This window comes from Hydrocarboniphaga sp. FW305-C-57 (assembly GCF_058783045.1).
Window position 1 is genome coordinate 304,914 of record NZ_JBYSYG010000002.1, and the last position, 23,549, is coordinate 328,462.

Annotated in this window: 21 protein-coding genes; 8 read left to right on the forward strand and 13 right to left on the reverse strand. The window is 66.3% G+C overall.

The window, feature by feature from the left end; translation table 11 throughout:
• Positions 1-34: 34 nt before the first annotated feature.
• From AC3WUM_RS05730 to AC3WUM_RS05745, 4 genes are all read right to left on the reverse strand, one after another.
• Entirely contained in the window at positions 35-1,816 is a 1,782-nt protein-coding gene (locus AC3WUM_RS05730) for an acyl-CoA dehydrogenase C-terminal domain-containing protein (protein WP_492409239.1), read from the reverse strand.
• 186 nt (positions 1,817-2,002) lie between these two features.
• The gene (locus AC3WUM_RS05735; protein WP_492409240.1) at positions 2,003-3,229 is read right to left on the reverse strand and encodes an MFS transporter; all 1,227 of its coding nucleotides are present in this window, start codon (positions 3,227-3,229) and stop codon (positions 2,003-2,005) included.
• A gap of 110 nt (positions 3,230-3,339) precedes the next feature.
• The gene (locus AC3WUM_RS05740) at positions 3,340-4,146 is read right to left on the reverse strand and encodes an aminotransferase class IV (RefSeq protein ID WP_492409241.1); all 807 of its coding nucleotides are present in this window, start codon (positions 4,144-4,146) and stop codon (positions 3,340-3,342) included.
• A gap of 3 nt (positions 4,147-4,149) precedes the next feature.
• Entirely contained in the window at positions 4,150-6,003 is a 1,854-nt protein-coding gene (locus AC3WUM_RS05745) for an ATP-binding cassette domain-containing protein (RefSeq protein WP_492409242.1), read from the reverse strand.
• A 139-nt stretch (positions 6,004-6,142) separates the two neighbouring features.
• On the opposite strand from AC3WUM_RS05745, the gene AC3WUM_RS05750 reads away from it, so the two are divergent.
• From AC3WUM_RS05750 to AC3WUM_RS05760, 3 genes are all read left to right on the forward strand, one after another.
• Positions 6,143-6,898: a DUF4197 domain-containing protein gene (locus AC3WUM_RS05750; RefSeq protein ID WP_492409243.1), complete on the forward strand. Its 756-nt coding sequence runs from the start codon at positions 6,143-6,145 to the stop codon at positions 6,896-6,898.
• A 107-nt stretch (positions 6,899-7,005) separates the two neighbouring features.
• A complete protein-coding gene (locus AC3WUM_RS05755; RefSeq protein WP_492409244.1) occupies positions 7,006-7,917 on the forward strand; it encodes a sterol desaturase family protein in 912 nt (303 codons plus the stop codon).
• A gap of 120 nt (positions 7,918-8,037) precedes the next feature.
• The gene (locus AC3WUM_RS05760) at positions 8,038-9,081 is read left to right on the forward strand and encodes an AraC family transcriptional regulator (protein ID WP_492409245.1); all 1,044 of its coding nucleotides are present in this window, start codon (positions 8,038-8,040) and stop codon (positions 9,079-9,081) included.
• Between the two features lie 22 nt (positions 9,082-9,103).
• On the opposite strand, the gene AC3WUM_RS05765 is transcribed toward AC3WUM_RS05760, so the two are convergent.
• Positions 9,104-9,946: an SDR family NAD(P)-dependent oxidoreductase gene (locus AC3WUM_RS05765; protein ID WP_492409246.1), complete on the reverse strand. Its 843-nt coding sequence runs from the start codon at positions 9,944-9,946 to the stop codon at positions 9,104-9,106.
• Between the two features lie 87 nt (positions 9,947-10,033).
• On the opposite strand from AC3WUM_RS05765, the gene AC3WUM_RS05770 reads away from it, so the two are divergent.
• Complete coding sequence (locus AC3WUM_RS05770; protein ID WP_492409247.1) at positions 10,034-10,687, forward strand: TetR/AcrR family transcriptional regulator; 654 nt, start codon at positions 10,034-10,036, stop codon at positions 10,685-10,687.
• A 3-nt stretch (positions 10,688-10,690) separates the two neighbouring features.
• On the opposite strand, the gene AC3WUM_RS05775 is transcribed toward AC3WUM_RS05770, so the two are convergent.
• Positions 10,691-11,536 (reverse strand): MerR family transcriptional regulator, encoded by an 846-nt coding sequence (locus AC3WUM_RS05775; RefSeq protein ID WP_492409248.1) that lies wholly within the window; start codon positions 11,534-11,536, stop codon positions 10,691-10,693.
• 92 nt (positions 11,537-11,628) lie between these two features.
• Here AC3WUM_RS05775 and AC3WUM_RS05780 point away from each other — a divergent pair, with 92 nt between their 5' ends.
• On the forward strand, positions 11,629-12,462 hold the full coding sequence (locus AC3WUM_RS05780) for a metal-dependent hydrolase (RefSeq protein ID WP_492409249.1): 834 nt from the start codon (positions 11,629-11,631) through the stop codon (positions 12,460-12,462).
• Positions 12,463-12,537: 75 nt separating this feature from the next.
• Here AC3WUM_RS05780 and AC3WUM_RS05785 read toward each other — a convergent pair whose 3' ends face one another.
• The 5 genes from AC3WUM_RS05785 to AC3WUM_RS05805 form a co-directional block, all read right to left on the reverse strand.
• Positions 12,538-13,746, reverse strand: a complete 1,209-nt coding sequence (locus AC3WUM_RS05785) for an acyl-CoA dehydrogenase family protein (protein ID WP_492409250.1) — start codon at positions 13,744-13,746, stop codon at positions 12,538-12,540.
• Between the two features lie 25 nt (positions 13,747-13,771).
• A complete protein-coding gene (locus AC3WUM_RS05790; RefSeq protein ID WP_492409251.1) occupies positions 13,772-15,100 on the reverse strand; it encodes an acyl-CoA dehydrogenase family protein in 1,329 nt (442 codons plus the stop codon).
• A 47-nt stretch (positions 15,101-15,147) separates the two neighbouring features.
• Positions 15,148-15,663, reverse strand: a complete 516-nt coding sequence (locus AC3WUM_RS05795; RefSeq protein ID WP_492409252.1) for an SRPBCC family protein — start codon at positions 15,661-15,663, stop codon at positions 15,148-15,150.
• Positions 15,664-15,776: 113 nt separating this feature from the next.
• Entirely contained in the window at positions 15,777-17,591 is a 1,815-nt protein-coding gene (locus AC3WUM_RS05800) for a long-chain-acyl-CoA synthetase (protein WP_492409253.1), read from the reverse strand.
• Positions 17,592-17,606: 15 nt separating this feature from the next.
• Complete coding sequence (locus AC3WUM_RS05805; RefSeq protein ID WP_492409254.1) at positions 17,607-17,942, reverse strand: hypothetical protein; 336 nt, start codon at positions 17,940-17,942, stop codon at positions 17,607-17,609.
• A 159-nt stretch (positions 17,943-18,101) separates the two neighbouring features.
• On the opposite strand from AC3WUM_RS05805, the gene AC3WUM_RS05810 reads away from it, so the two are divergent.
• Positions 18,102-18,521 carry a flagellar brake protein gene (locus AC3WUM_RS05810; protein WP_492409255.1) on the forward strand — a complete coding sequence of 140 codons (420 nt, stop codon included), beginning with the start codon at positions 18,102-18,104 and terminating at the stop codon, positions 18,519-18,521.
• 16 nt (positions 18,522-18,537) lie between these two features.
• Here AC3WUM_RS05810 and AC3WUM_RS05815 read toward each other — a convergent pair whose 3' ends face one another.
• Both AC3WUM_RS05815 and AC3WUM_RS05820 read right to left on the reverse strand, forming a co-directional pair.
• Positions 18,538-19,596: a hydrolase gene (locus AC3WUM_RS05815; RefSeq protein WP_492409256.1), complete on the reverse strand. Its 1,059-nt coding sequence runs from the start codon at positions 19,594-19,596 to the stop codon at positions 18,538-18,540.
• A gap of 104 nt (positions 19,597-19,700) precedes the next feature.
• Complete coding sequence (locus AC3WUM_RS05820; RefSeq protein WP_492409257.1) at positions 19,701-20,141, reverse strand: phasin family protein; 441 nt, start codon at positions 20,139-20,141, stop codon at positions 19,701-19,703.
• Positions 20,142-20,354: 213 nt separating this feature from the next.
• On the opposite strand from AC3WUM_RS05820, the gene AC3WUM_RS05825 reads away from it, so the two are divergent.
• A complete protein-coding gene (locus AC3WUM_RS05825) occupies positions 20,355-21,662 on the forward strand; it encodes a YihY/virulence factor BrkB family protein (RefSeq protein WP_492409258.1) in 1,308 nt (435 codons plus the stop codon).
• A gap of 173 nt (positions 21,663-21,835) precedes the next feature.
• Positions 21,836-23,533 (forward strand): AMP-binding protein, encoded by a 1,698-nt coding sequence (locus AC3WUM_RS05830; RefSeq protein WP_492409259.1) that lies wholly within the window; start codon positions 21,836-21,838, stop codon positions 23,531-23,533.
• Positions 23,534-23,549: the final 16 nt, after the last annotated feature.

Genomic DNA, 23,549 nt, shown 5'->3' on the forward strand with positions numbered 1-23,549 from the left:
GATCACACCGGGACGTCTGGTTGCGATCAGCCGATCAGAACAGCTCGGCCGGCAAGCCCATCACCACGTCCGAACCCGCGCGCGCCTGGCGGATGTAGCCGGCAGTTTCGGGCAGCAGCTTGGCGAAGTAGAAGCGCGCGGTGGCGAGCTTGCTCTTGTAGAAGTCGTCGCCCTGGTTTTCGAGCGCGATCTTCGCCATCTGCGCCCAGAAGTACGAGTAGACGAGATGGCCGACCACGCGCAGGTAGGGCACCGCGGCGGCGGTGACCTCTTCCTGATTCTGCTGGGCCTTGGCGCCGATTTCGCCCGTGAGCTTGTTGACCTTGTCGCCGATGTCCATGAGCGGTTCGAGGAATTCCTTCATGGCCTCGTTGCCCTGGTTCTGCACGACGAAAGCCTGCACGAGCTTGCCGAACTTCTTGAGCTTGGCGCCGCCGTCGGCGAGCACCTTGCGCGCGAGCAGGTCGAGCGACTGGATCGCGTTGGTGCCTTCGTAGATCAGGTTGATGCGCGCGTCGCGCACAAACTGCTCCATGCCCCATTCCTTGATGAAGCCGTGGCCGCCGAAGCACTGCAGCGCGTGGTTCGTGCACTCGAAGGTGTTGTCGGAGACGAAGGCCTTCACGATCGGCGTCAGCAGCGCGACGAGATCGGCCGACTCCTTGCGCACCGCTTCGTCGGGATGCGACAGCTCCTTGTCGATGTTGAGCGCGAGCCAGTACGAGAACGCGCGGCCGGCTTCGATATAGGCCTTCTGCGTCAGCAGCAGGCGGCGCACGTCGGCGTGCACGATGATCGGGTCGGCCGGCTTGTCGCGATTGACCGGGCCCTTTGCCGCACGGAACTGGATGCGATCCTTGGCGTAGATCAGCGAGTTCTGGAACGCCACTTCGGCGAGACCCAGCGACTGCATGCCGACGCCGAGGCGTGCGCCGTTCATCATCACGAACATCGCGTTGAGGCCGCGGTTCTCTTCGCCGACGAGCCAGCCCTTGGCGCCGTCGAGGTTGATCACGCAGGTGGCATTGCCGTGGATGCCCATCTTGTGTTCGATCGAGCCGCACTTGACCGTGTTGCGCTCGCCGGGCTTGCCATTCGCGTCGGGCAGGAACTTCGGCACGATGAACAGCGAGATGCCCTTGGTGCCTTCGGGCGCGCCGGGCAGGCGCGCGAGCACGAGGTGGATGATGTTCTCGGCCAGATCGTGCTCGCCGGAGCTGATGAAGATCTTGGTGCCCGAGATCAGGTAGCTGCCGTCGCCGACCGGCTCGGCCTTCGATCGCAGGATGCCGAGATCGGAGCCGCAATGCGGCTCGGTCAGGCACATCGTGCCGGTCCATTCGCCGCTCGTGAGCTTGGGCAGGTACAGCTGCTTAAGCTGCGGCGTGCCGTGCGCATGCAGGGCCTCATAGGCGCCGTGCGTGAGGCCCGGGTACATGGTCCAGGCCTGGTTGGCCGAGTTGAGCATTTCGTAGAACGCGTTGTTGACGAAATGCGGCAGGCCCTGGCCGCCGTATTCGGTGTCGCAGGACAGCGCCGGCCAGCCGCCTTCGACGTACTGCGCGTAGGCTTCCTTGAAGCCCTTCGGCGCATGGACCACGCCGTCGCCGACGTAGGTGCAGCCCTCCTCGTCGCCGCTCTGGTTGAGCGGCTGGATCACCTCGGAGGCGAACTTGGCGCCTTCTTCGAGCACCGAGTTGAGCGTGTCGGCATCGAGTTCGGCGTGGACCGGAATCTCTTTGAGCGCGTCCTCGACCTTGAGCAGTTCGTGCAGCACGAACTGGATGTCACGCATCGGGGCGGTATAGCTGGGCATACGAAATCTCCGTAAAGCGAAGGTTGAAGGCGAAGGAAAATTGAATGCCGCCAGCCTATCGGATACGGATGCGTATGGACACTGGCCCGGGCGACAACGAAGCGCCGTCCGTCGCCCGGCCGAAGCACGACAACCCACCCCGCCGTCATTCCCGCGAAGGCGTGAAGACAGCGGTAACGGACGCGCTCAGGCCGGCTGGGCAGCGACCGGCCTGACGTGTGCCTCGCGGATCGGCAGGCACAGCAGGGCCGCCGCCGCCGCGAGCGCGATGTCGGCGTACCACATCCAGCTGTAATCGCCGTAGCGCGAGATCGTCAGCCCGCCGACCCAGGCGCCGAAGAAGCCGCCGGTCTGGTGCGAAAGCAGCGTGAGCCCGAACAGCGTGCCGAGATAGCGCGTGCCGAACAGCTTGCCGATCAGCCCCGCGGTCGGCGGCACCGTCGCGAGCCAGCTGAATCCGAGCGCTGCCGCGAACAGATAGAAGGTCAGCGGCGTGCGCGGAGAGACGAGGTAGATCGCGATGATCAACGCGCGGCTCGCATACATGAGCCCGAGTATCGAACGCATGCGATAGCGCCCGCCGAGCGCGCCCGCGGCCAGGCTGCCCATGATGTTGAACAGGCCGATCAGCGCGAGCGACGTCGCCGACACGCTCGCCGGCAGACCGCACAGCGAGACCTCGCCCGGCAGGTGCGTGACCAGAAAACCGATGTGGAATCCGCAGGTGAAGAAGCCCGCATGCAGCAGCCAATAACTGCGATCGCGAAGGGCGATGCGAACCTGCGCACCGAGGCTCATTTCGGCCGCTACGGCATTCGCGGCGGCCGTCTGCGGAGCGCGCTTGCGCAAGCCCAGCAGCAGTGGCAACGACAGCAGGCTCACGGCCGCGAGCGAATACAGCGCCGCGATCCAGCCGAAGCCCGCGATCAAGAATTGCAGCAGCGGCGCGAAAACGAACTGTCCGGCCGAACCGCCCGCGTTGATGACGCCGCTCGCCATCGAACGCTTCTCGGGCGGCAGTTCCGAGGCCGTCGCCCCGATCAGGATCGAAAAGCTGCCCGCCCCCGCCCCGGCCGCCGTGAACAGGCCGAGCGCGAGCGTGAGCATCAGCGGCGACTGCACGTTCGGCACGAGCGCATAACCGGCCGCGAGCAGCAGGGTGCCGAGGAAGATCACCGGCCGCGCCCCGTAGTGATCGGCGATCGCCCCGAACACCGGTTGCACTGCCCCCCAGGTGAACTGCGCGATCGCGAGCGAGAAACTGATGCTGACGATGCCGATGCCGGTCGCCTGCGTGATCGGGGCGACGAACAGGCCCATCGACTGGCGCCCCCCCATCGTGATCATGAGCAATGCGGCCGCGCAGAGGATCAGCGTCCACATCGCGGCGGTGTTGGAGGTGCGGGAGGGCATGGTGCTCTGCGTCATGGAAGATAAATCAGCTTATCCGAGCGGGCCGAGCGCGCGAAAAATGGCCTGACCTGTGTGTTTCCCTCTCCCTCCGGGAGAGGGATGAAAAGGCATCAGACCGCTTCTGGTTCCACGCTTCGATAGCAGCGCAGCAGTTCGTCGACGAAGTCCGGTGCCGGATCGAAGCCGATGTCGTCGATGCTCGCGATCGGCACGGCGACACCGTTCGCGTTGCAGGCGAACGCGGCGCGCAATCCGCTCAGATGTTCGCGGCGCAACTCGCGCACCTCGCTTCCCACGCCGTTGCGAACGAGCCCGTGCTTCAGCACCTGTTGGCTGACGCCGTCGAGCATCGGCGCGCGCGGCCAGATCACGCGCGCGCCGTCCCAGAAGCCGATGTTCCAGACGCTGCCTTCGGAAACCAGGCCCGCGCGCGTCTCGAACAAGGCATCGTCGTAGCCGGCCAGACGCGCCTCGCGACGCTGCCAGAGCAGCCCGAAAGTCGCCAGATGCTTCACCTGCGGCAGCTCGCGCTCGTAGGCTCGCAACTGCACGCGAATCGGAGCCCGCTTGCGCTCGATCGCCGCGCTGACCGCGATCATCACGTCGACCGGCGTCGCCGCTTCGGGCCGCTCGCGATCGAAGCGCGCGGCGTGCACGACGATGCGCACCGACGCCGCGTCGAGCGCCTTCGCATTCCTCAAGGCCTGCTCGAGCCAGCTGCGCAGCTGAGCGAGATCGAGCGTGCTGCCGAACAGCCGCTGCGTGGCATCGGCCAGGCGCTGAAAATGCAGTGACAAACCGGCGACCGCGCCGTCGCGCACCTGCAGCGAAGTGAAATGCCCGTAGCCCGCGCCCGCCGCGAGGATCTGCGCGGCGCTCGCCGCGACTCCGTTGATCTCGACCTGCGGCAGGCGCATGGCTCAGACGGCCTCGAGCTGTTCCATCGCCTCGAGCCAGCGCGCCTCGACGTCGGCGAGCTTGTCGCGCAGCGTTTTCTGCTCGGCTAGCAGCTTGTCGAGTTCCTTCTTGCGCGCGGCTTCATAAAGACCAGCGTCGCCGAGCGCGGCTTCGATCTGGTCGAGTCGCGCCTGTGCCTTGCCCATCTGCGATTCGAGCTTGCCGACCGCGTCGCGCAGCGCGCGCTGCTGCGCCTTGGCCGCGGCATCGAGCACTTTTTCGGGCGCCTTGCCGCTGCCACCGTCGTTGCCACGCGAACCGAGCCATTTGGCGTAATCGTCGAGATCGCCGTCGAACAGTTCGCAGCGGCCGTCGGCGACGCGCCAGAGCGTGTCGCAAGTGCTCGCGACGAGATGGCGATCGTGCGAGACCAGCACCATCGCGCCCGCGAATTCCTGCAGCGCGAGTTCGAGCGCGTGACGCATGTCGAGATCGAGGTGATTGGTCGGCTCGTCGAGCAGCAGCAGATTCGGCTGCGGATAGACGACAAGCGCGAGCGCCAGCCGCGCTTTCTCGCCACCCGAAAACGGTTCGATCGCCTCGTAGACGCGATCGCCACGGAAGTTGAAGCCACCGAGGTAGTCGCGCAGCGACTGCTCGCTCGCGTCCTTGTCGATGCGCCGCAGATGCAGCAGCGGCGAGGCCTTCATGTCGAGGCTTTCGAGCTGATGCTGTGCGAAGTAGCCGATCTTCAGATCCGGCGAGCGCTTGACCTCGCCCTGCAGGGCAGCGAGTTCGCCGACGATGAGCTTGATCAGCGTGGACTTGCCGGCGCCGTTCGGGCCGAGCAGGCCGATGCGGTCGCCCGGCTCGAGGCCGAGCTTGATGCCGGACAGCTGCGGCTTGTCGCCATAGCCGACCGCGACGCGATCGAGCCTCAGCATCGGGCTCGGCAGCTTGAGCGGTGGGCGGAAGCTGAAATTGAATTCGGAATCCGCGTGCGCCGGCGCGGTGAGCTGGATGCGCTCGATCATCTTGAGCCGCGACTGCGCCTGCCGCGCCTTGGTCGCCTGCGCGCGGAAGCGGTCGACGAAGGCCTGCAGGTGCGCGAGCTGGCGCTGCTGCTGTTCGCGCTGCGCAGTCTGCTGCGCGAGCCGCTCGGCGCGCAGGCGCTCGAACTGGCTGTAATTGCCCGAATAGAGCGTGGCGCTCTCGGCATGCAGGTGCAGCGTGTGCGTGGTCACCGCGTCGAGGAACTCGCGGTCGTGGCTGATGATGAACAGCGTGCCCGGATAGCTGCGCAGCCAGTCCTGCAGCCAGATTACGGTGTCGAGATCGAGGTGGTTGGTCGGCTCGTCGAGCAGCAGCAGGTCGGAGCGGCACATCAGCGCACGCGCGAGGTTCAGGCGCATGCGCCAGCCGCCCGAGAAGCTCGCCACCGGCCGCGCCTGCGCCTCGTTCGAAAAACCCAGGCCGTCGAGCAGCTTGGCCGCACGCGCGCGCGCCGCGTAGCCGCCGATGGCGTTCAGGCGGTCGTGCAGCTTGGCGATGCGCGCGGCGTCGTGCTTGGCCTCGGCGACCGCGAGATCGGCTTCGAGGCGGCGCAGCTCGGTGTCGCCGTCGAGCACGAATTCGATCGCCGGCATCGGCAATGCAGGCGTTTCCTGCGCGACCCAGGCGATTTCGACCTGCCGGGGCAGCTGGACTTCGCCGAGATCGGGCGCGAGCTCGCCGAGCACCATCGCGAACAGGCTCGATTTGCCGGTGCCGTTGCGTCCGACCAGGCCCACGCGCCAGCCGGAATGAACCGTGAACGTGGCGTTTTCGAGCAGCTTGCGGGCCCCGCGGCGCAGGGTGACGTTGGAGAACGAGAGCATGGGGCGCGCAGTGTAATGCGAGGTCTCATTCCACGGCGCTTGGACGTGGGTTCAAAACGGTCTGACGATCCTCTGAAATATCCCTTAGCTGGCACGATGGCTGCGGTTATGCTGGCTCATCGTCGCTTCGGAGTTCTGCATGTCCTGGTCTGGGTTGCGTCTGCTCGCCTGCGGTCTCGGCCTCGCCAGCGTGGTCGCTTGCGCCGGCGGCGGCCAGTCGGTGAAGGGAGCGCTCGACGGACTGGGTTCGGCGATCGGCTCGGTGATTCCAGGCGCCACCGGAATCAGCCAGAGCGAGATCGCCGCGGCCCTGCGCCAGGCGCTGAACCAGGGCACCACGGCCGCGATCGGCCAGCTCGGGCGCACCGACGGCTTCTGGGCCGATCCGCGCGTGCGCGTGCCGCTGCCGGGCTTCATCTCCAAGTACGAGAGCACGGTGCGGGCGATCGGCTACGGCAGCACGCTCGACCAGTTCCAGCTCACGCTGAACCGGGCTGCCGAGAAGGCCGTTCCGCAGGTCAGCAGCATCTTCGCGAACTCGATTTCGCAGATGACGCTGGCCGACGCCAGGCAGATCCTGCAGGGGCCGGACAACGCGGCGACCGAGTTCTTCCGCCGCACCTCGACCAACGAGCTCTACGCCAGGATCCTGCCGATCGTCTCCGAAGCCACCGCCCAGGTCGGCGTGACCCAGCAGTACAAGAAGGTGGCGAGCAAGGCCGGGCCGATCCTGAGGCTGTCGGGCAGCACCCCGCCGACCGATCTCGACGACTACGTGACCCAGCAGGCGCTCAACGGCCTGTTCACCAAGATCGCCGACGAGGAGGCACGCATCCGCAAGGATCCGGCCGCGCGCAGCACCGAGTTGCTCAAGAAGGTGTTCGCCAGGCAGTAGCGACTCGCCGCCGCGCCCACGACCGGACGCGGTTTTACCAGTGGCACCGCCGGCCGGCTGTGGTCCAATCTGCGCATTAACCGCGGCTTGGACGGAGGACCGCGACCATGCTCAACGACGCACTGCGAGCCATCGAGCAAGTGGGCATCGAAAAGGTGTTCCTGCTGCTGATGGCCCCGATTTTCCTGGTCTGCATGATCGCCGAGGCGATCGTGCTGCATCGCCGCCGCCAGCAGACCTACTCCGTGCACGAGACCGGCACCAACGTCGTGCTCGCGCTCTCGCACGCGGCGGCCGATGGCGTCGCCTGGGCGCTGCTGATCGGGCTCTTTTACTGGGTTTACCAGCACCGGCTGTTCGACGTGCCGTTCAACGGCTGGACCCTGTTGCTGCTCGTGCTGCTGCAGGATTTCTTCTATTACTGGTTCCATCGCGGCAGCCATCGCATCCGCTGGATGTGGGCGAGCCACGTGACGCATCACAGCTCCGAGCGCATGAACCTGTCGACCGCGCTGCGCCAGAGCCTCACCTACCCGATCTCGGGCATGTGGCTGTTCTGGCTGCCGCTGGCCTTCATCGGCTTCAAGCCCGAGCACGTGATCCTGGTCGTGGCGATCAACCTCGGCTACCAGTTCTTCGTCCACACCGAGGTCGTGCGCAAGCTGCCGCGCTGGTTCGAGGCGGTGTTCAACACACCCTCGCATCACCGCGTGCACCACGCGCGCAACCCGCAATACATCGACCGCAACTACGCCGGCGTGCTGGTGATCTGGGACAAGCTGTTCGGCAGCTTCGTGCCCGAGGAAGCGCCCTGCGACTATGGCATCACGCGGCAGATCCACACGCGCAACCCGGTCACGATGATGTTCCACGAGTGGCGCGACATGTTCGCCGACGTCGCCCGTCCGGGCGCCTTGCGCGAGCGGCTCAAGCACCTGTGGGCGCCGCCCGAATGGGTGCGTCCGCAGGCGGTGGATTCGCGCACGCCGTCGGCCGGGCTCAAGACCCAGAGCCCGTAAAGCCTCGCTCCGGCCCTGCGCCGGAGCCCGGCCTGCGAGTCGCCCCATACGCAGGCGTGTGTCAAATCGGCCAATCCGGCACACTAGGCGCCTTCCACACCAAAACGGGGGCGGACGCCGATGCGGGATTCGGGACAACTGCTGCAGCTCATACACGAAGGCATGGTCAAAGCCGGACTGGACGTCTCGGCCATCTACCAGCGCCTCGGCTACGACGCCGAAAAGCTGCCGCTGCGCGAACTGCGCACCCCGCATCAGCAGCAGGCCTTCTTCTGGAGCACGGTCGAGTCGGTCACGCACGACCCCGAAGTCGGCCTGCACCTGTGCCCGCACCTGCCGGTGTTCCGCGGCGAGGTGCTCGAATACCTCATGTTCAGCAGCCGGACCTTCGCCGAAGGGCTCAAGCGCTCGCTGAAGTACCTGCGCCTGATCTCGGACGCGCTGAGCATGCGCATCGTCAACGACGCCGCGGGCGCGCGCGTGGCGGTGATCGGCACCGCGGTCGATGCGCCGCAGCTGCGCCACACCGAAATCATCGTGGTCTACGAGCTGATCCAGTTCGCGCGCGCGGTGACCGACGCCCAGTTCGCCCCGCAGCGCGTGCTACTGCGCTGCAGCCAGCGCGCCTCGGACGCGGACTACGAGAAAGTGTTCGGCTGTCCGGTGACCTTCGGTGGCGGGGAGAGCGAAATCTGGTTCGACCCGGCGCTGCTCGACTACCGCTCGCCGCACTTCGATCCGGACCTGCTGCAGCTGCACGAAGGCCTGGCCGAAAAGCGGCTCATGAAGCTCAAGCGCGAGGACCTCGTCGAGCGCATTCGCGGCGTGTTCGCCCAGCGCCTCGAGCTCGAGAACTGCGATCTCGAAGAGGTCGCCAAGGAGCTCGACATCGCCCCGCGCCGGCTGCGCTTCGAGCTCGCCCGCGCCGGCACGAGCTTCTCGCAGATTCTCGCGGACTTCCGCTTCTCGCTCGCCAAGCGCCTGCTCGCGCGCACCGACGAGGCGATCGAGAACATCGTCTACCTGACCGGCTTCTCGGAGCCGAGCACCTTCTACCGCGCGTTCAAGCGCTGGTCCGGGCAGACGCCCGTGCAGTACCGCGAGAGCCGCCGCGCTCGCCGCAACGCGGCGATGGCGGGGGCGACGGAGACTTCATCGTCTTGAGGGGCCGCTGCCTCTGAACCGGTCAAACCTTGCGCATGAAGCGCTTGGTCATGAACGCGACGATGACCTGATAGAAGCTCGGGAACCATCGCACCATCCAGTCGATCAGGCGCGCGTCCGGGCCCACGAGCACACGGCGCGCGTCGCGCTGCACGGCCTTGAGGATTGTCAGCGCGGCCGAATCGGCCGTGGTGATGAACAGCTTCTCGAACTGCGCGGCGCCCTTGGTCGAGTCCTTCACGAGCAGGCCTTCGATATTCCTGTCCACGCGGCCGGCGCGCGCGATGTTGGTCTTGATGCCGCCCGGATGCACGCTCGTCGCACTGACGCCGCAGCGCTGCAGATCGAGCTCCTGGCGCAGTGATTCGGTGAAGCCGCGCACCGCGAACTTGCTCGCGTTGTAGCCGCCCATGCCGGGCTGCGAACACAGACCGAACACGCTGGACGTGTTGATTACATGTCCTTCGCCGGCAGCCTTCAGATACGGCATGAAGGCCTTGGTGCCGTAGACCACGCCCCAGAAATTGATGCCCATGATCCACTCGAAGTCCTCGTAGCGGACGCCTTCCATGGTCGAGGACAGCGCGACGCCGGCATTGTTGAAGATCAGGTTGACCTTGCCGTGCTCGGCCGCGGTGTCGTCGGCCCAGGCCTGCATCGCGGCGCGGTCGGAGACGTCGAGCACGCGCGTGCTCACACGCACGCCGTAGGCGCGGGCCCGCTCGGCGGTGATCTCGAGTTCGGCCGCGTTGACGTCGCTGATCGCGACATGGCAGCCGCGCTCGGCCAAACGGATCGCGAGTTGCCGGCCCATGCCCGAGGCGGCACCCGTGATGGCCGCGACCTTGCCCGAAAAATGCTTCATCGTTCTCCCCACTTATAAATAATGGCAACTTGACATCGATCGATGTCAACTTTGAATGTGACAACAACGGATGTCAATATTCGGCGCATGTCGAAACCACCCGAGCCAACCCCCGCCCCGAGTGGCCGCGCCTATCGCGGAACCAGCGCCGACCAGCGACGCGACGAGCGCCGCCTCAAGCTCATCGACGCCGGCATCAAGGTGATCGGACGCGACGGTTATCGCGCGACGACGGTGCGCTCGGTCAGCGCCGAGGCCGGACTCACGGAGCGCTATTTCTACGAGGCCTTCGGTGATCGCGAAGCCCTGCTCGGGGCGGTGTATTCGCATCTCGTCGAGCAGTTGCAGCGGCAGATCGCGGCCACGCTGATGACCTCGCGGCTGAAGAATCCCGAGGAGATCGTGCGCCTGGGCCTGCACGAGTTCTTCGCCGCCCTGCGGGCCGACCCGAACGTCGCCCGGATTCTGCTGTTCGAGGTGCTCGGCGTGAGCCCGGAAGTCACGCGGCTCACGCAGACCGCGATCGACGATTTCGCGCGCATCATCCGCACGATGGCCCTCGCGCTGAACGTGCGCATCGAGCCGCACGAGGAGCAGATGCTGACCGCCGGCCTGGTCGGCTCGGTGGTGTTCATCGCCATGACCTGGAGCCTGCAGGGCTACGCGCAGCCCATCGACGACGTGGTGTCGAGCGCGCTGACGATCTTCCGCGCGGTGCTGACCGCGCGCGGCGCCGGCTGACCGCTAGTTCAACGGAGGCAGCGGCAGAGCCGTGGGAGCTTCGCCGCCGGCGTTGCGCTGTTTTTCGAACTCGTCGAGCACATGCGCGAGGCGATCGCCGAGATGCCGGTTCGCCGCGCGCTCCATCGCACGGGCGACCTCGGAATGCACCGCGGTTTCAACCAGCGGGCGCAGGCGCCAGATGATCGAACCCAGATTCGGTGCTTCGGCAGCCGGCGGCAGGCCCGGACCGTATTGCTCGAACAGGTGGCGCTCAATGAGCCTGACCATCTGGTCCGAGGCGGCCTCGACGTTCGCGCGCAGCTTGGCGAGCACGTCGAGCATGTCGTCGAGCGGAATGCCGATCTTCACGAGTTCGGCGCCGGCCTGCAGCAGGCGCGGGCTCGGACAGCGGAAGCGCACGCCGTCGAGTTCGAGGATGCCGAGCGACGAGGCCTGCGCGAGCCAGCGCGGGTCGAAGCGGCCACCGAACAGCCCGATCAGTTCGGGCAGCGTGTACCAGGCCGGCTCCTCGTCGCCCCAGGGGCTCGCGACGGCCGATTCGAGACCCAGCAGGCCGGCCAGATCGCTGCCGCTTTCCCAGGCCGCGATGAGTTCGCCGATGCTCGCGAGCGTGTAACCGCGCGTGAGCAGCTGGCCGATGATGCGCAGCCGCGACAGATGTGCCTGACCGTACACGCCGATGCGGCCGCGCCGTTCGGGCGGCGGCAGCAGGCCGCGGTCCTGGTAGGCGCGCACGTTGCGCACCGTGGTGCTGGCGGCGCGGGCGAGTTCGTCGATCGAATATTCGGCGGCCTGCTGGGCGGCCGAGCGGGACTGGGGGTCGGAGCTGTTCTGGGAGGACGACATAAGGACGAAATCATACCGGCTCGCTGGCGGGTGTTGACGTACCAAAATGACTGTGACATCGTTTGATGGCACTATTTCATTGGAGCCGCGCCATGCAGCCTGTCCGCCGCGATCTCGACTTCGATCTGCCGAACCAGCTCAAGCCCGAAGACATCGGTCAGTGGCACCCGCTGGGTCCGCACGTCAGCCACTTCTTCAACGCACTCTCGCTGTTCTTCCCCGAGGGCGAGCGCTTTTTCATCCACAGCGTGCGCCAGTACCGCGGCCAGATCACCGATCCGGCCCTGCAGCAGGCGATCTCGGGCTTCATCGGCCAGGAAGCCATGCACGGCCGCGAGCACGTCGACTTCAACAAGCTCATGGATCAGGCCAGCCTGCCGGCCACGCAGCTCGACAAATTCGTCGGCCGCCTGCTCGAACGCGTGAAGGCGCGCATTCCGACGAGTTGGCAGCTCGGCGTGACTCTGGCGCTCGAACACTTCACCGCGATTCTCGCCAACGTGCTGCTGTCCAAGCCCGAAGTGCTGGCCGACGCCAACCCGCGCATGGCCGACCTCTGGCGCTGGCACGCGCTCGAGGAGACCGAGCACAAGGCCGTCGCCTACGACGTCTACGAACAAGTTTTCGGCCGCGGCTTCACGGCCTGGCTGCGCCGCTGCTTCCTGCTCGTCGCGACGACCTTCATCTTCCTGCCGCTGGTGTTCTTCTTCCACGTCAAGATCATCAAGGCCGATCCGAAGGCACGCGGGCTGCGCGGCTGGGGCCGCCTCGTGAACTTCCTGTTCTTCAAGCCCGGATCCCTGCGCGCGATCGTGCTGCCCTGGCTCGACTACTTCCGCCCGAGCTTCCACCCGTGGATGCACGACAACCGCCAGTACCTGAAGCAGATCGACAGCCTGAACCGCGTCTACAGCGCCGCGGCCTGATCCGCCGGCCTCACGAAAAAGCCCCGCGAAAGCGGGGCTTTTCGTTGCCGTACTCGCGCCGAGCCGGCGTCCGCGCTACTTGAGCTCGGCCGAACTCTTGCCGAGCAGCCGGCGCGCGACGATCAGCAACTGGATCTGCTGCGTACCTTCGAAGATGTCGAGAATCTTGGCGTCGCGCGCCCACTTCTCGAGCAGGTCGTTTTCGCTGTAGCCGATCGTCCCGCAGATCTCGACGCACTTGAGCGCGACGTCGACGCAGGTGCGCCCGGCCTTGGCCTTGGCCATCGAGGCCTGCAGTGAATTGGGCTTGCGGTTGTCGGCCATCCAGGCGGCCTGCAAAGTCAGCAGGCGCGCGGCCTCGTAGTCGGCTTCGAGCGCGAGCAGCGCCGCGGCGGCGGCCGGCTGGTTCAGCGCCGGCTTGGCGTAATCGACTTCGAGACCCGCTCGCTTGAGCTGCTTGGCGGTCTCTTCGAGGCAGGCGCGCGTGAGCCCGACGGCCATCGAGGCCACCAGCGGACGCGTGTTGTCGAAAGTCTGCATCACGCCCGCGAAGCCCTTTTCGACATTGACCTCCGGGTCGCCGAGCAGGTTTTCCTTCGGCACGCGGCAGTCCTTGAGCACGAAGGCCGCGGTGTCCGATGCGCGAATGCCGAGCTTGTGTTCGAGCCGCACGAGTTCGAAGCCCGGCGTGCCCTTTTCGACGACGAAGCTCTTGATCGCCGCACGTCCCTTGCTGCGATCGAGCGTGGCCCAGACCACGACGAGATCGGCGCGGTCACCGCTCGTCACGTAGATCTTCTCGCCATTGAGCACGTAGTGATCGCCGTCGAGCACCGCGGTCGTGCGGATGTTCGCGGAATCCGATCCGCAGCCCGGCTCGGTGATCGCCATCGCGGCCCAGCGACCCGCGAAGCGCTGCAGCTGCTCTTCGTTCGCCACGCTCGCGATCGCCGAATTGCCGAGCCCCTGGCGCGGCATCGCGAGCAGCAGGCCGACGTCGCCCCAGCAGAGTTCCATGATGCCGAGGCAGGTCGACAGGTTCGAGCCGTTCTTGTTTTCCTGGTCCGCGCTCGCTTCGCGGCGCACGCCCGAGGCGCCCGCACCACCGCGCGCGCCGGCTTCTTCCATGCCGTCCATCAGCGAGGCGAGCATGTCGAGCTCTTTCGGATACGCGTGTTCGGCGCGATCGTACTTGCGCGAATTGGCGCGGAAGATTTCGGTCGCGACGAGATGCGCCTGATCGGTCAGGGCGCGGAATTTCTTCGGGGGTTCGAGATTGATCATGTTCGAGTCCTTAGCACGCAGCACATCAGACGAGCAGCACGCCTTCCATGACGCCGACCGCACGCAGGTCGCGATACCAGCGCTCGACCGGATGCTCCTTGATGAAGCCGTGTCCGCCGAGCAGCTGCACGCCTTCGGAGCCGATCAGCATGCCCTTGTCGATGCAGGCCCGGCGCGCGAGCGCAACCTGTCGCGCGTAATCGGCGCCCTGCTCGGCGCGACTCGCCGCGCGATACGTGAGCAGGCGCATGCCTTCGAGTTCGATGCCGACGTTGGCGACCGCGAACGCGACCGCCTGGCGATGGCTGATCGGCTCGCCGAAGGCGACGCGATCGTTGACGTAGGGAATCAGGTAATCGAGCACGGCCTGGCCCGTGCCGACCGCGAGCGCGCACCAGGCCAGTCGCGAGAGCGCGATACATTCGGCGTAGACCTCGGCCGAGCCTTCGGCGATCAGGGCGGTCGCGGGCAGCTTCACATTGCTCAAGCTGAGCGTCGCCGTCGAGGCGGCGCGCAGGCCCATCGCCGGATCGGCCTTGGCGCTCAAACCTTGCGCGTTGCTTTCGATGATGAACAGCGCCGGCGTTCCATCGAGTTCGGCCGCGACGATGAACAGCTCGGCTTCGGCCGCACGTGGCACGAGCGCTTTTGCGCCATCGAGCACGAAGCCGCCGTCGCTGCGGCGCGCCTTCGTCGCGAGCGAGAACGCATCGAACAAGGGCCGCGCCTCGAGCACCGCGAGCGCCGCGACCGGCGGCTTGTCGCCCGTGAACGCCGGCAGGTAGGTGGCTTGCTGCTGCGCGTCGCCCCACAACGTGAGCGCCGTGCTGACCGCGCTCGGGGCGAGACAGGCAACGGCCAGACTCAGATCGCCCTGCGCGAGTGCTTCGCCGACGAGCACATTGGTGAGCACCGAGCGTTCGCTGCCCGCGCCGCCGAGCGACTCGGGCACGCCGAGCAGTGAGATGCCGAGATCGCCGGCCTGCGCGAGCAGTTCGGCCGGCGCCTGCGCATTCGTATCCGCCGCCTGTGCGGCCGGCAGCAATTGTTCGATCGCGAAGCTGCGCGCCGCCTCGCGGAGCATCTCCTGCTCTTCGCTGGGCGTCAGATCGAACAGCTCGGGCTTGGATGCCCTCGGCAAACGCTGAGGACTGATGAGCTTCTGCGTCGCCTTGAACTGGCGCGCGCCGGCCATCGCAAGCGCAAAGCCGGTCTTGCTCGCACGGTGCAGGAATTTTTCCGCCGGCTTGCGCAGGCCGAGCTGATCGACGATCGACAGGCCGGCGAAGCGATTGAGCACGCGCAGCCCCAATCCCATCGCGGTCTGGGCCGCGTTGCCCTTGGCGTTCTGCATGTTCTTCTCCATGAAAAGCGAACGTCGTGTCGCCGGACCGCGAACGACTAGGCCGTCTTGCGAGCGGCTTTCTTCTTCGGTGCTTCTTCGGAAACCTGCTGGACCACCGCATCGCGCGTGCGCTCCAGAAAGGTGTCGACGAGCGCGATGAACTTGCCCTGGATGAACGGCGGAGCGGCGAGCCGATAGATCAGCGGAACCGGCACGTCGCGCAGCTCGCCCTTGACCTTGAAGCGGATCTCGCTGCCGCTACCGCTGTCGCTCACGCGGAACGCGCCGCTGATGTCGGCGTTGCCCTTGCCGGCGAGCGGCGTCCACGACACTTCCTTGCCGTCGCTGCTGCGCTTGTAGTGCGCGCCGTAGGTCACGTCGTGCGCGATCTTGGCGATGCGCGAGCCGATCGTGTTGAGCTCCCAGACGTATTGATCCGGGCCCAGCTTGTTCAGGCGCTTGAGCTTCGGAAACCGGCCGATGGTGGTTTCCAGATCGTCGAACAGCTTGCGCACCTGCTCTGCCGGCAGCTCGACCTTGACGCTGCGTTCGACCTCGATATTGACTTTCATTTGACGACTCCCCGCCGATGATGCGGCGAAGAGTCGCATGGCGATTTCGCTTGAACCTTGGCTGCGCCACCACACCGTGCGGCGGCGCAGTCAACCGAATCCGACAGCCTCGTTCAGAGTCGCGCGTGGCCGTTTTGTATCGCTTTGAATGTGTCAGTCGTCAATGGCACGTAGCCATTCTGCTCGAGCACGTAAAGCGGATCCCGCACGCGCGCCGGATCGAAACCGTCACGCTTGAGATCGACCTTGCGATGCTTGAACGTCGAGGTCGTTTCCTGGCCCTGTCGCAGGCGCAGGAACACCGGCACTGCGTATTGCGGCAACTTCTGGCGTAGCGCGCTCGCAAGCGCAACACCATCGAATGCGCCACCGTTGACGCTCAGCGAGGCCATGCCGGCGCGCCCATCCATGCCCGGAATCTGCACGCCGTAGACCACGGCTTCTTCGATGTCGCCGCTCGCGCACAGCGCCGCTTCGACTTCGGTGGTGGCGACGTTTTCGCCCTTCCAGCGGAAGGTGTCGCCGACGCGATCGACGAACTGGATGTGCTTGTAGCCCTGGTCGCGAACCAGATCGCCCGAGTTGAACCAGCAATCGCCCTCGACGAACACGTTGCGCAGCAGCTTGGCCTCGCTGGCCTTGCGATCGGTGTAGCCGTCGAACGGGGTTTTCTTGGTGACTTCGCCGATCAGCAGACCGACGCCGCCTTTGGCGACGCGCTTGAGCCGGCCTTGCGCATCGCGCGCGGGCGCTTCCTCGTCCGCATCGAACTCGACGATCGCATGCGACAGCGGACAGTAGCCTGCGGTGCGCTTGAGCCCCCAGGCATTCACGAAAGCGAGATTCGCCTCGCTCGCGCCATAGAACTCGACGATGCGATCGATGCCGAAGCGCTGCTGGAAATCGTCCCAGATTTCGGGGCGCAGACCGTTGCCGACGATCACGCGCACCGCATGATCGCGATCGTGTTCGTTCGCCGGACGATTCAGCAGATAGCGGCAGAGTTCGCCGATGTAGCAGAAGCTCGTCGCGTGGTTCGCTCGGATCTCGTCCCAGAAGCGCGAGGCACTGAACTTGCGACCGAGCGCGAAACCCGCGCCATTGGCGAGCACCGCGCCCCAAGACACCGTCAGCGCGTTGTTGTGATACAGCGGCAGGCAGCAATACAGCACGTCGTCGGCGCGCAGGCGCACGGCCGATTCGGACAGGCCCGCCATGCCGCGTATCCAGCGGAAATGCGTCATTACCGAGGCTTTCGGCAGGCCCGTGGTGCCCGAGGTGAAGATGTAGAAGGCCGGCGACTTCAGCAGGATCTGCGCGGTCTGCGGCAGGTTCTCGGCCGAGGCTGTCTCGGCGAGCGGACGCAGGGCGGTGAAGCCCTGCGGAGCCGCACCATCGCCTTCCCAGAAGAAGGCCATCGCGTCATGACCCGGCGCAAACGCGGTGCTTGCGAGCGCATCGCCGCTTTCCTGCCCGACGATGATGAGCTTGGCCTGCGTGAGCCTGATGCTGTGCGAGAGCACGTCGCCACGCTGCTGATGATTGAGCATGCCGGCGACGGCGCCGAGCTTGAGCACGGCCGCGACGATGATGAGCACTTCGGCGCGGTTCTCCATGAGGATCGCCACCGCATCGCCGGCGCCGATGCCGTGATCCTGCAGCACGTGCGCGATGCGATTGGCTTGCGCGTTGAACTGCGCGTAGGTCCACTCGCGGTCTTCGAAGCGCAGCGCGAGCGACTGCGGCCGCCGCTTCGCATGGCCTTCGATCAGCGAGCCGATCGAACCGCGTTTGGCAGGCTTGAGCGTGGACAGGCGCAGCAGCCCGCGCGCCACCATCGGAAACTCGGGCAGCATGCGCACCGCGCTGCGGACCAGGTCGGTGAAGCGGACGCGATCGTTCGCGCTGTCAATGGCGGTTGCCGTCATGTCTCTCCTCTGCGCTCAGCTCTTTTGCAGAACGTCGTCGATGTAATCCGCCACCTGCTTGAACTGCTCGGGGTTCAGTCTCGGCAGCGTCTGCTTGACCGCCATGCGGATCGTCTTGATGGTGCTGCGAATGCCCAGGTCGATCATGCCGCGCGAGGCCAGGCCGAGCTTGAAGGCTTCGGCCGGGCGCATGAAGTTGTAGCGCAGCAGGTAATCGGTCAGGTCGCAGATGAGCTCGCCGACCTCGTCGGCCCGCGCCACCGTCAGTTCGCCGCTGCGCACACGGCGCGAGATCTCTTCGGCACGTCTGCCGAGAGCGTCGGAAAGGGGCGCGGACAGTCGATAGGCCATAAGCCGGCGATGGTAAGCGCCCGACCGTGACGGGCATAGGCGCGGTTCAGCCAGCGGCGGCTGGCGAGCCGGTCAAGGCCGCGGGACGAGCCCGGCGCTGAAGTTCGGCAGCCGCCTGCCGATAGCCTGCAGACCCGAGTCCACCGAGCCGCAGATGCCGTGTCCCCCGCCCCGCCCGACCGCCAGACCGACGTGAGCGCCGACGCCCAGCGTCGCGCCGCTTTTCGCGTGCCGGTGCCGGATCCGAACTGGATCGCCGCGACCCTGCTCGGCGACGACGGCGAGGCCGCGGGCGCGATCGTGCTCGACCTGTCGCGCATCGGCATGTCGGCCCGGCTCTCGGGCGAGATCGAGCTGCCGCGCGGCACCCGGCTGCGTTGCCGGCTCGTGCTCGAAGACGCCCCGATCGAAACCGAAGTCACCGTGCGCCACTGCGGCGGCGATTCGGCCTCGACGCGCCTGGGCATGGAATTCACCGCGCTGTCGCCGCTGCACGACTCGGCGATCAGCCGCGCGGTGTTCCGCCTGCAACGGTATCTGCTCAGGCGCAAGCAAGGCCGGCGCGCGCTGCCGCGTTGACGCCATCCACTGCGGCCTACGCGGCCGCGCCGTCGACCCAGCCCATGGCAAGCTCGTCGCGGCCGAGCGCAGCTTGCAGATGCGCGGCGATGCGCTGCTCCAGCCACCAGTCGAGTTGCCCCCAGCGGCCCAGTCCGACGAAGCCGACATGCCCGCCGCTCGCCGAGACTTCGAGCGTCACTTGCGGGGCGAGCGCGCTGGCCGCCGGAATGCAGCCGGGGCTCATGAACGGGTCGTCCTCGGCCTGCACGATCAGCGTCGGCACGCGGATGTCATGGACGATGGCGCCGCAGCTCGTGCGCTCGTAATAGTCGGTCGCATTGCGAAAGCCATTGAGCGGGGCGGTGAAGGCGTCGTCGAATTCGAAGAAGCTGCGCGCCGACAGCGCCTGCCGCACGTTCACCGACGCCGGCAGCGGTCCGGCCGCGAGCTTGCGCCGCACGATCTGCCGCAGCCCGCTCAGCAGGTGATGCTGGTAGACGCGCGCGAAGCCGCGATTCATGTGCTCGGCGCAATCGCGCAGCTTGAACGGAACGCTCGCCGCCACCGCAAGCGAGACCGGCGCGTTGGCGCCTTCTTCATGCAAGGCCCGCAACAGCAGATTGCCGCCGAGCGACCAGCCGACGGCCGCGATCGGCGTCTGCGGCTCGCGCCCGCGCAGACGATGCCAGAGCCAGCGCAGGTCGACGGTGTCGCCGTGGTGATAACTGCGCGGCAGCTTGTTCGGCTGCTCGCCGCCGCCGCGCAGCTGCAACAGGGCGACGCGCCAGCCGAGCGAGCCGAGCCGGCGCGCGAGGCCGCGCAGGTATTGCGATTCGAAGCCGCCGCCGAGCCCGTGGACCAGCGTCGCGATCGGCCCGCCGGAGTTGTGTTCGCCGACCCAGCCGATGTCGACGAAATCGTCGTCGGGAGTGTCGAGCCGCTCGACGCGCATCGCGAGTTCGACACGCGGGCGGACGAAGGCCGGCGCGATGGTTTGCAGATGCGCACCCGGCAGCAGCGGGTGCGGCTCGAAGCGGCTCGGCACGACGAGGCCGTGCGCCCGGGCGGCGGATGAAGAGTCGGCGGCGATCATGATTCCGCCAGCCTAAAACAAAGCCCCGAAGCCCGCAGTCGCCACAAACGAAAAGAGCCGAAGCTCGCGCTTCGGCTCTCGCGTACCGCGGAGCGATCAGGGACTCAGGCCGCCTTCTTGGTCGCCTTTTTGGTCGCCTTCTTCGCAGCGGTCTTGCGCGGGGCCGCCTTCTTGGGCTGGCCGTCGACCGTCGCGAAGCTGCTCTTGACGAGCTTGACGATCTCGTCGCTGGTCTTGCTCACGAGCACGACGCTGTCGTTGTAGGCCGAGAGCACGCGCTCGCGGCCTTCCGGCAGGTACTCGATCGGCGAGGCGGCGACGGCCTTGATGCCGGCGGTCTTGGCCTTCTCGAAGCTGCCCTGCACGGCCGCGAACAGATCCTTGCCGGCTTCGATCTGCGTCTGCACGAGCGACTGCACGCCGTCGACGACGATCGGAGTCGCCTTCTTGAAGGTATCGACCGACACCGTCACGACGTGCTGGCCCTTGGCCACGTAGGGTTCAACGCGGCCTTTGACATCGTTGACAATCGCCTGGACGCTCATTGCTGCACTCCTTGAAAAGACGCCGGGCCCGAAGACGCGGCGAACGTTGATGAAAAGTGGTTTAAAGGGTCGCCCGGCGCTACAGTCGGCCGAGCGCCTTGCTGCACTGCAACAAGGCATGGCGAAAATCTATTTGTGCGTTGCAACAAAGTCAAGCGAGCGGCACGACCGTTCGTCCGAACGGAATCGGAAGCAAACCGGAGGAATAGCCGCATGAACCAGGCGCTGCTGAACCGTCTCAAGGCCAAGCTCTGGGAGGAACAAGCGGCGCTCACGCGTTCGCAGCGCATGCTCGTGCGCGTGGGCCGCTACCTGTTCGCGATCGTGCGCGACCTCGCCGAAGGCCAGCTCTCGCTGCGCGCCGTGAGCCTGGTCTACACCACGCTGCTGTCGGTGGTGCCGCTGCTGGCGCTCGGCTTTTCGGTGCTCAAGGCGCTCGGGGCCCACAACAGCCTGGAGCCGGTGCTGATCGAATTCCTGCGCCCGCTAGGGCCGCGCGGCACCGAGATCGCGACCAACGTCGTCACTTTCGTCGAGAAGATCCAGGTCGGCGTGCTCGGCTCGGTCGGCGTGGCGCTGCTGTTCTACACCGCGATTTCGCTGATCCAGAAAGTGGAGACGAGCTTCAACTACATCTGGCGCATCGAGCGCTCGCGGCCGATCGCCCAGCGCATCGGCGAATACTTCGGCGTGCTGATGGTCGGGCCGGTGCTGGTGTTCTCGGCGCTCGGGCTCACCGCGACGATCCTCAACAGCTCGCTGGTCTCGCAGATCGCCGCGATCGAGCCTTTCGGCGGGCTCATCTACCTGGTCGGGCGGCTGATTCCGTACGTGATCATCGTCGGGCTCTTCAGCTTCATGTACATGTTCCTCGTCTACACGCGCGTGCAATGGAAGGCCGCGCTGGTCGGCGGGCTCGCGGCCGGCCTGCTGTGGCAGACCAGCAGCGTGCTGTTCGCCTCGTTCGTCGCCAATGCCGGCAACTACAACGCGATCTACTCGGGCTTCGCGATCGTGATTTTTCTGCTGATCTGGCTGCACGTGGGCTGGCTGATCCTGCTGATCGGCTGCCAGCTCGCGTTCTACGTGCAGAACCCTCGGCACTTGGCCCCGGCCGTACGCCAGCAGCAGATCGCCGCACGCGAGCTCGAATTCCTGAGCCTCATGATCATGACGCTGGTCGCCGAGCGCTTCGCCGACGCCAAGCCCGGCCTCGCGCAGGACGACCTGATCGACGCCATCGACGCGCCGCCCGAGCACGTCACCCACGTGACCGAAATGCTGATCGATGCGGGCTATCTGGTCGAAACCGCAGATTCGCGCGGCCTGCTGCTGCCGGCCCGCGATCTCGACGCGGTCCGCCTCGGCGAATTCTGGCGCACCGTGCGCTCCGGGCACGAGCGCCCGCGCCTGCGCGGCTCGCTCGCGCATCGGGTTTCCGAGCTGCTCGACAAGGCCGAGGCGAGCTTCGACGCCGAAGCCGGCAACCGCAACCTGCGCAGCTGGCTCGAGTCACGCTGATCCGACGCTCGGCTCCATGCGCCGCGAGGCCACGCCGGCGCTGTCCACGAGCCAATTGGTGTTCACGCTCCGTTCTTCTATGATCGGCGAATCTCGACCTTCGACAGCGTATGGACTGTTCGAGGTCCGACCGCGAACAACCACATAGAAGCCCCACGGGCACAGGACACGCGATGACGGAGAACACCGCCTCCACAGCAACCCAGGACCGCATCTGGCTCAAGAATTACGCGCCGGGCGTTCCTGCCGACATCGATCTGAACACCTATCAATCGGTCGTCGACATCCTCGAACAGGCCTGCGGCCGCTTCCGCAACGCGACCGCCTTCGAGTGCATGGGCGTGAGCATGAGCTTCGACGAGCTCGACAAGCTCAGCCAGGATTTCGCGAGCTACCTGCAGAACGTGCTCGGGCTCAACGCGGGTGATCGCGTGGCGATCATGATGCCGAACACGCTGCAGTATCCGGTGGCGATGTTCGGCGTGCTGCGCGCCGGGCTCGTCGTCGTCAACGTCAACCCGCTCTACACCGCGCGCGAGCTCGAGCACCAGCTCAACGACAGCGGCGCGCGCGCAATCGTGATCGTCGAAAACTTCTGCACCACGCTGCAGAAGGTGGTCGGCAACACCAAGGTCGAAACCGTCGTCACCACGCAGCTCGGCGATCTGGCTCCGTTCCCGAAGTCGGCGATCGTCAATTTCGTCGTCAAGCGCGTGAAGAAGATGGTGCCGGACTGGGACATCCCGGGCACGGTGCCGCTCAAGAAGGCGCTGTCTCTGGGCCGCTCGCAGCCCTTCCACCGCGTCAAGCTCACGCACGAGGACACCGCGTTCCTGCAATACACCGGCGGCACCACGGGCGTTTCGAAGGGCGCCCAGCTGCTGCACAAGAACATCGTCGGCAACGTGCTGCAGGCGCGCGCCTGGCTCACCGGTCACATCACCGAGGGCAAGGAAATCATCATCACGCCACTGCCGCTGTACCACATCTTCGCGCTCACGGCGAACTGCCTGGTGTTCCTGTCGATCGGCGCCAAGAACGTGCTGATCCCCAATCCGCGCGACCTGCCGGGCTTCGTCAAGGAGCTCAAGAAGCACCGCTTCACCGCGTTCACGGGCGTCAACACGCTGTTCAACGGCTTGCTCAACACGCCGGGCTTCGGCGAGCTCGATTTCTCGGGCCTGCGCTGCGCGCTCGGCGGCGGCGCAGCGGTGCAACAGGCGGTCGCCGAGAAATGGGCCAAGGTCACCGGCAAACCGCTGTCCGAGGCCTACGGCCTCACCGAAACCTCGCCGGGCGTCTGCATCAACCCCCTCAACAAGCCGGACTGGAACGGCACGATCGGCCTGCCGATCAGCTCCACCTACGTGGCGTTCCGCGACGACGACAACAACGAGGTACCGCTCGGCCAGCCCGGCGAACTGTGCGTGAAGGGCCCGCAGGTGATGGCCGGCTACTGGAACCGCCCGGAAGAAACCGCCAAGGTATTCACGCCCGACGGCTTCCTGCGGACCGGCGACGTCGCCACGATCGACGCCGAAGGTTTCGTGCGCATCGTCGATCGCAAGAAGGACATGATCATCGTCTCGGGCTTCAACGTGTTCCCGAACGAGATCGAAGACGTGGTCGCCAAGCACGACGGCGTGCTCGAAGTGGCCTGCGTCGGTATCCCGGACGACAAGACTGGCGAGGCCGTGAAGATCGTCGTCGTCAAGAAGGACCCGGCGCTGACCGCCGAGGCGCTGCGCAATCACTGCAAGCAGCACATGACCGGCTACAAGGTTCCGAAGGTCGTCGAGTTCCGCAACGAGCTACCGAAGTCGCCGATCGGCAAGATCCTGCGCAAGGAGCTGCGCGGCAAGGCCGCGTAAGACCTCGGACGCAGCG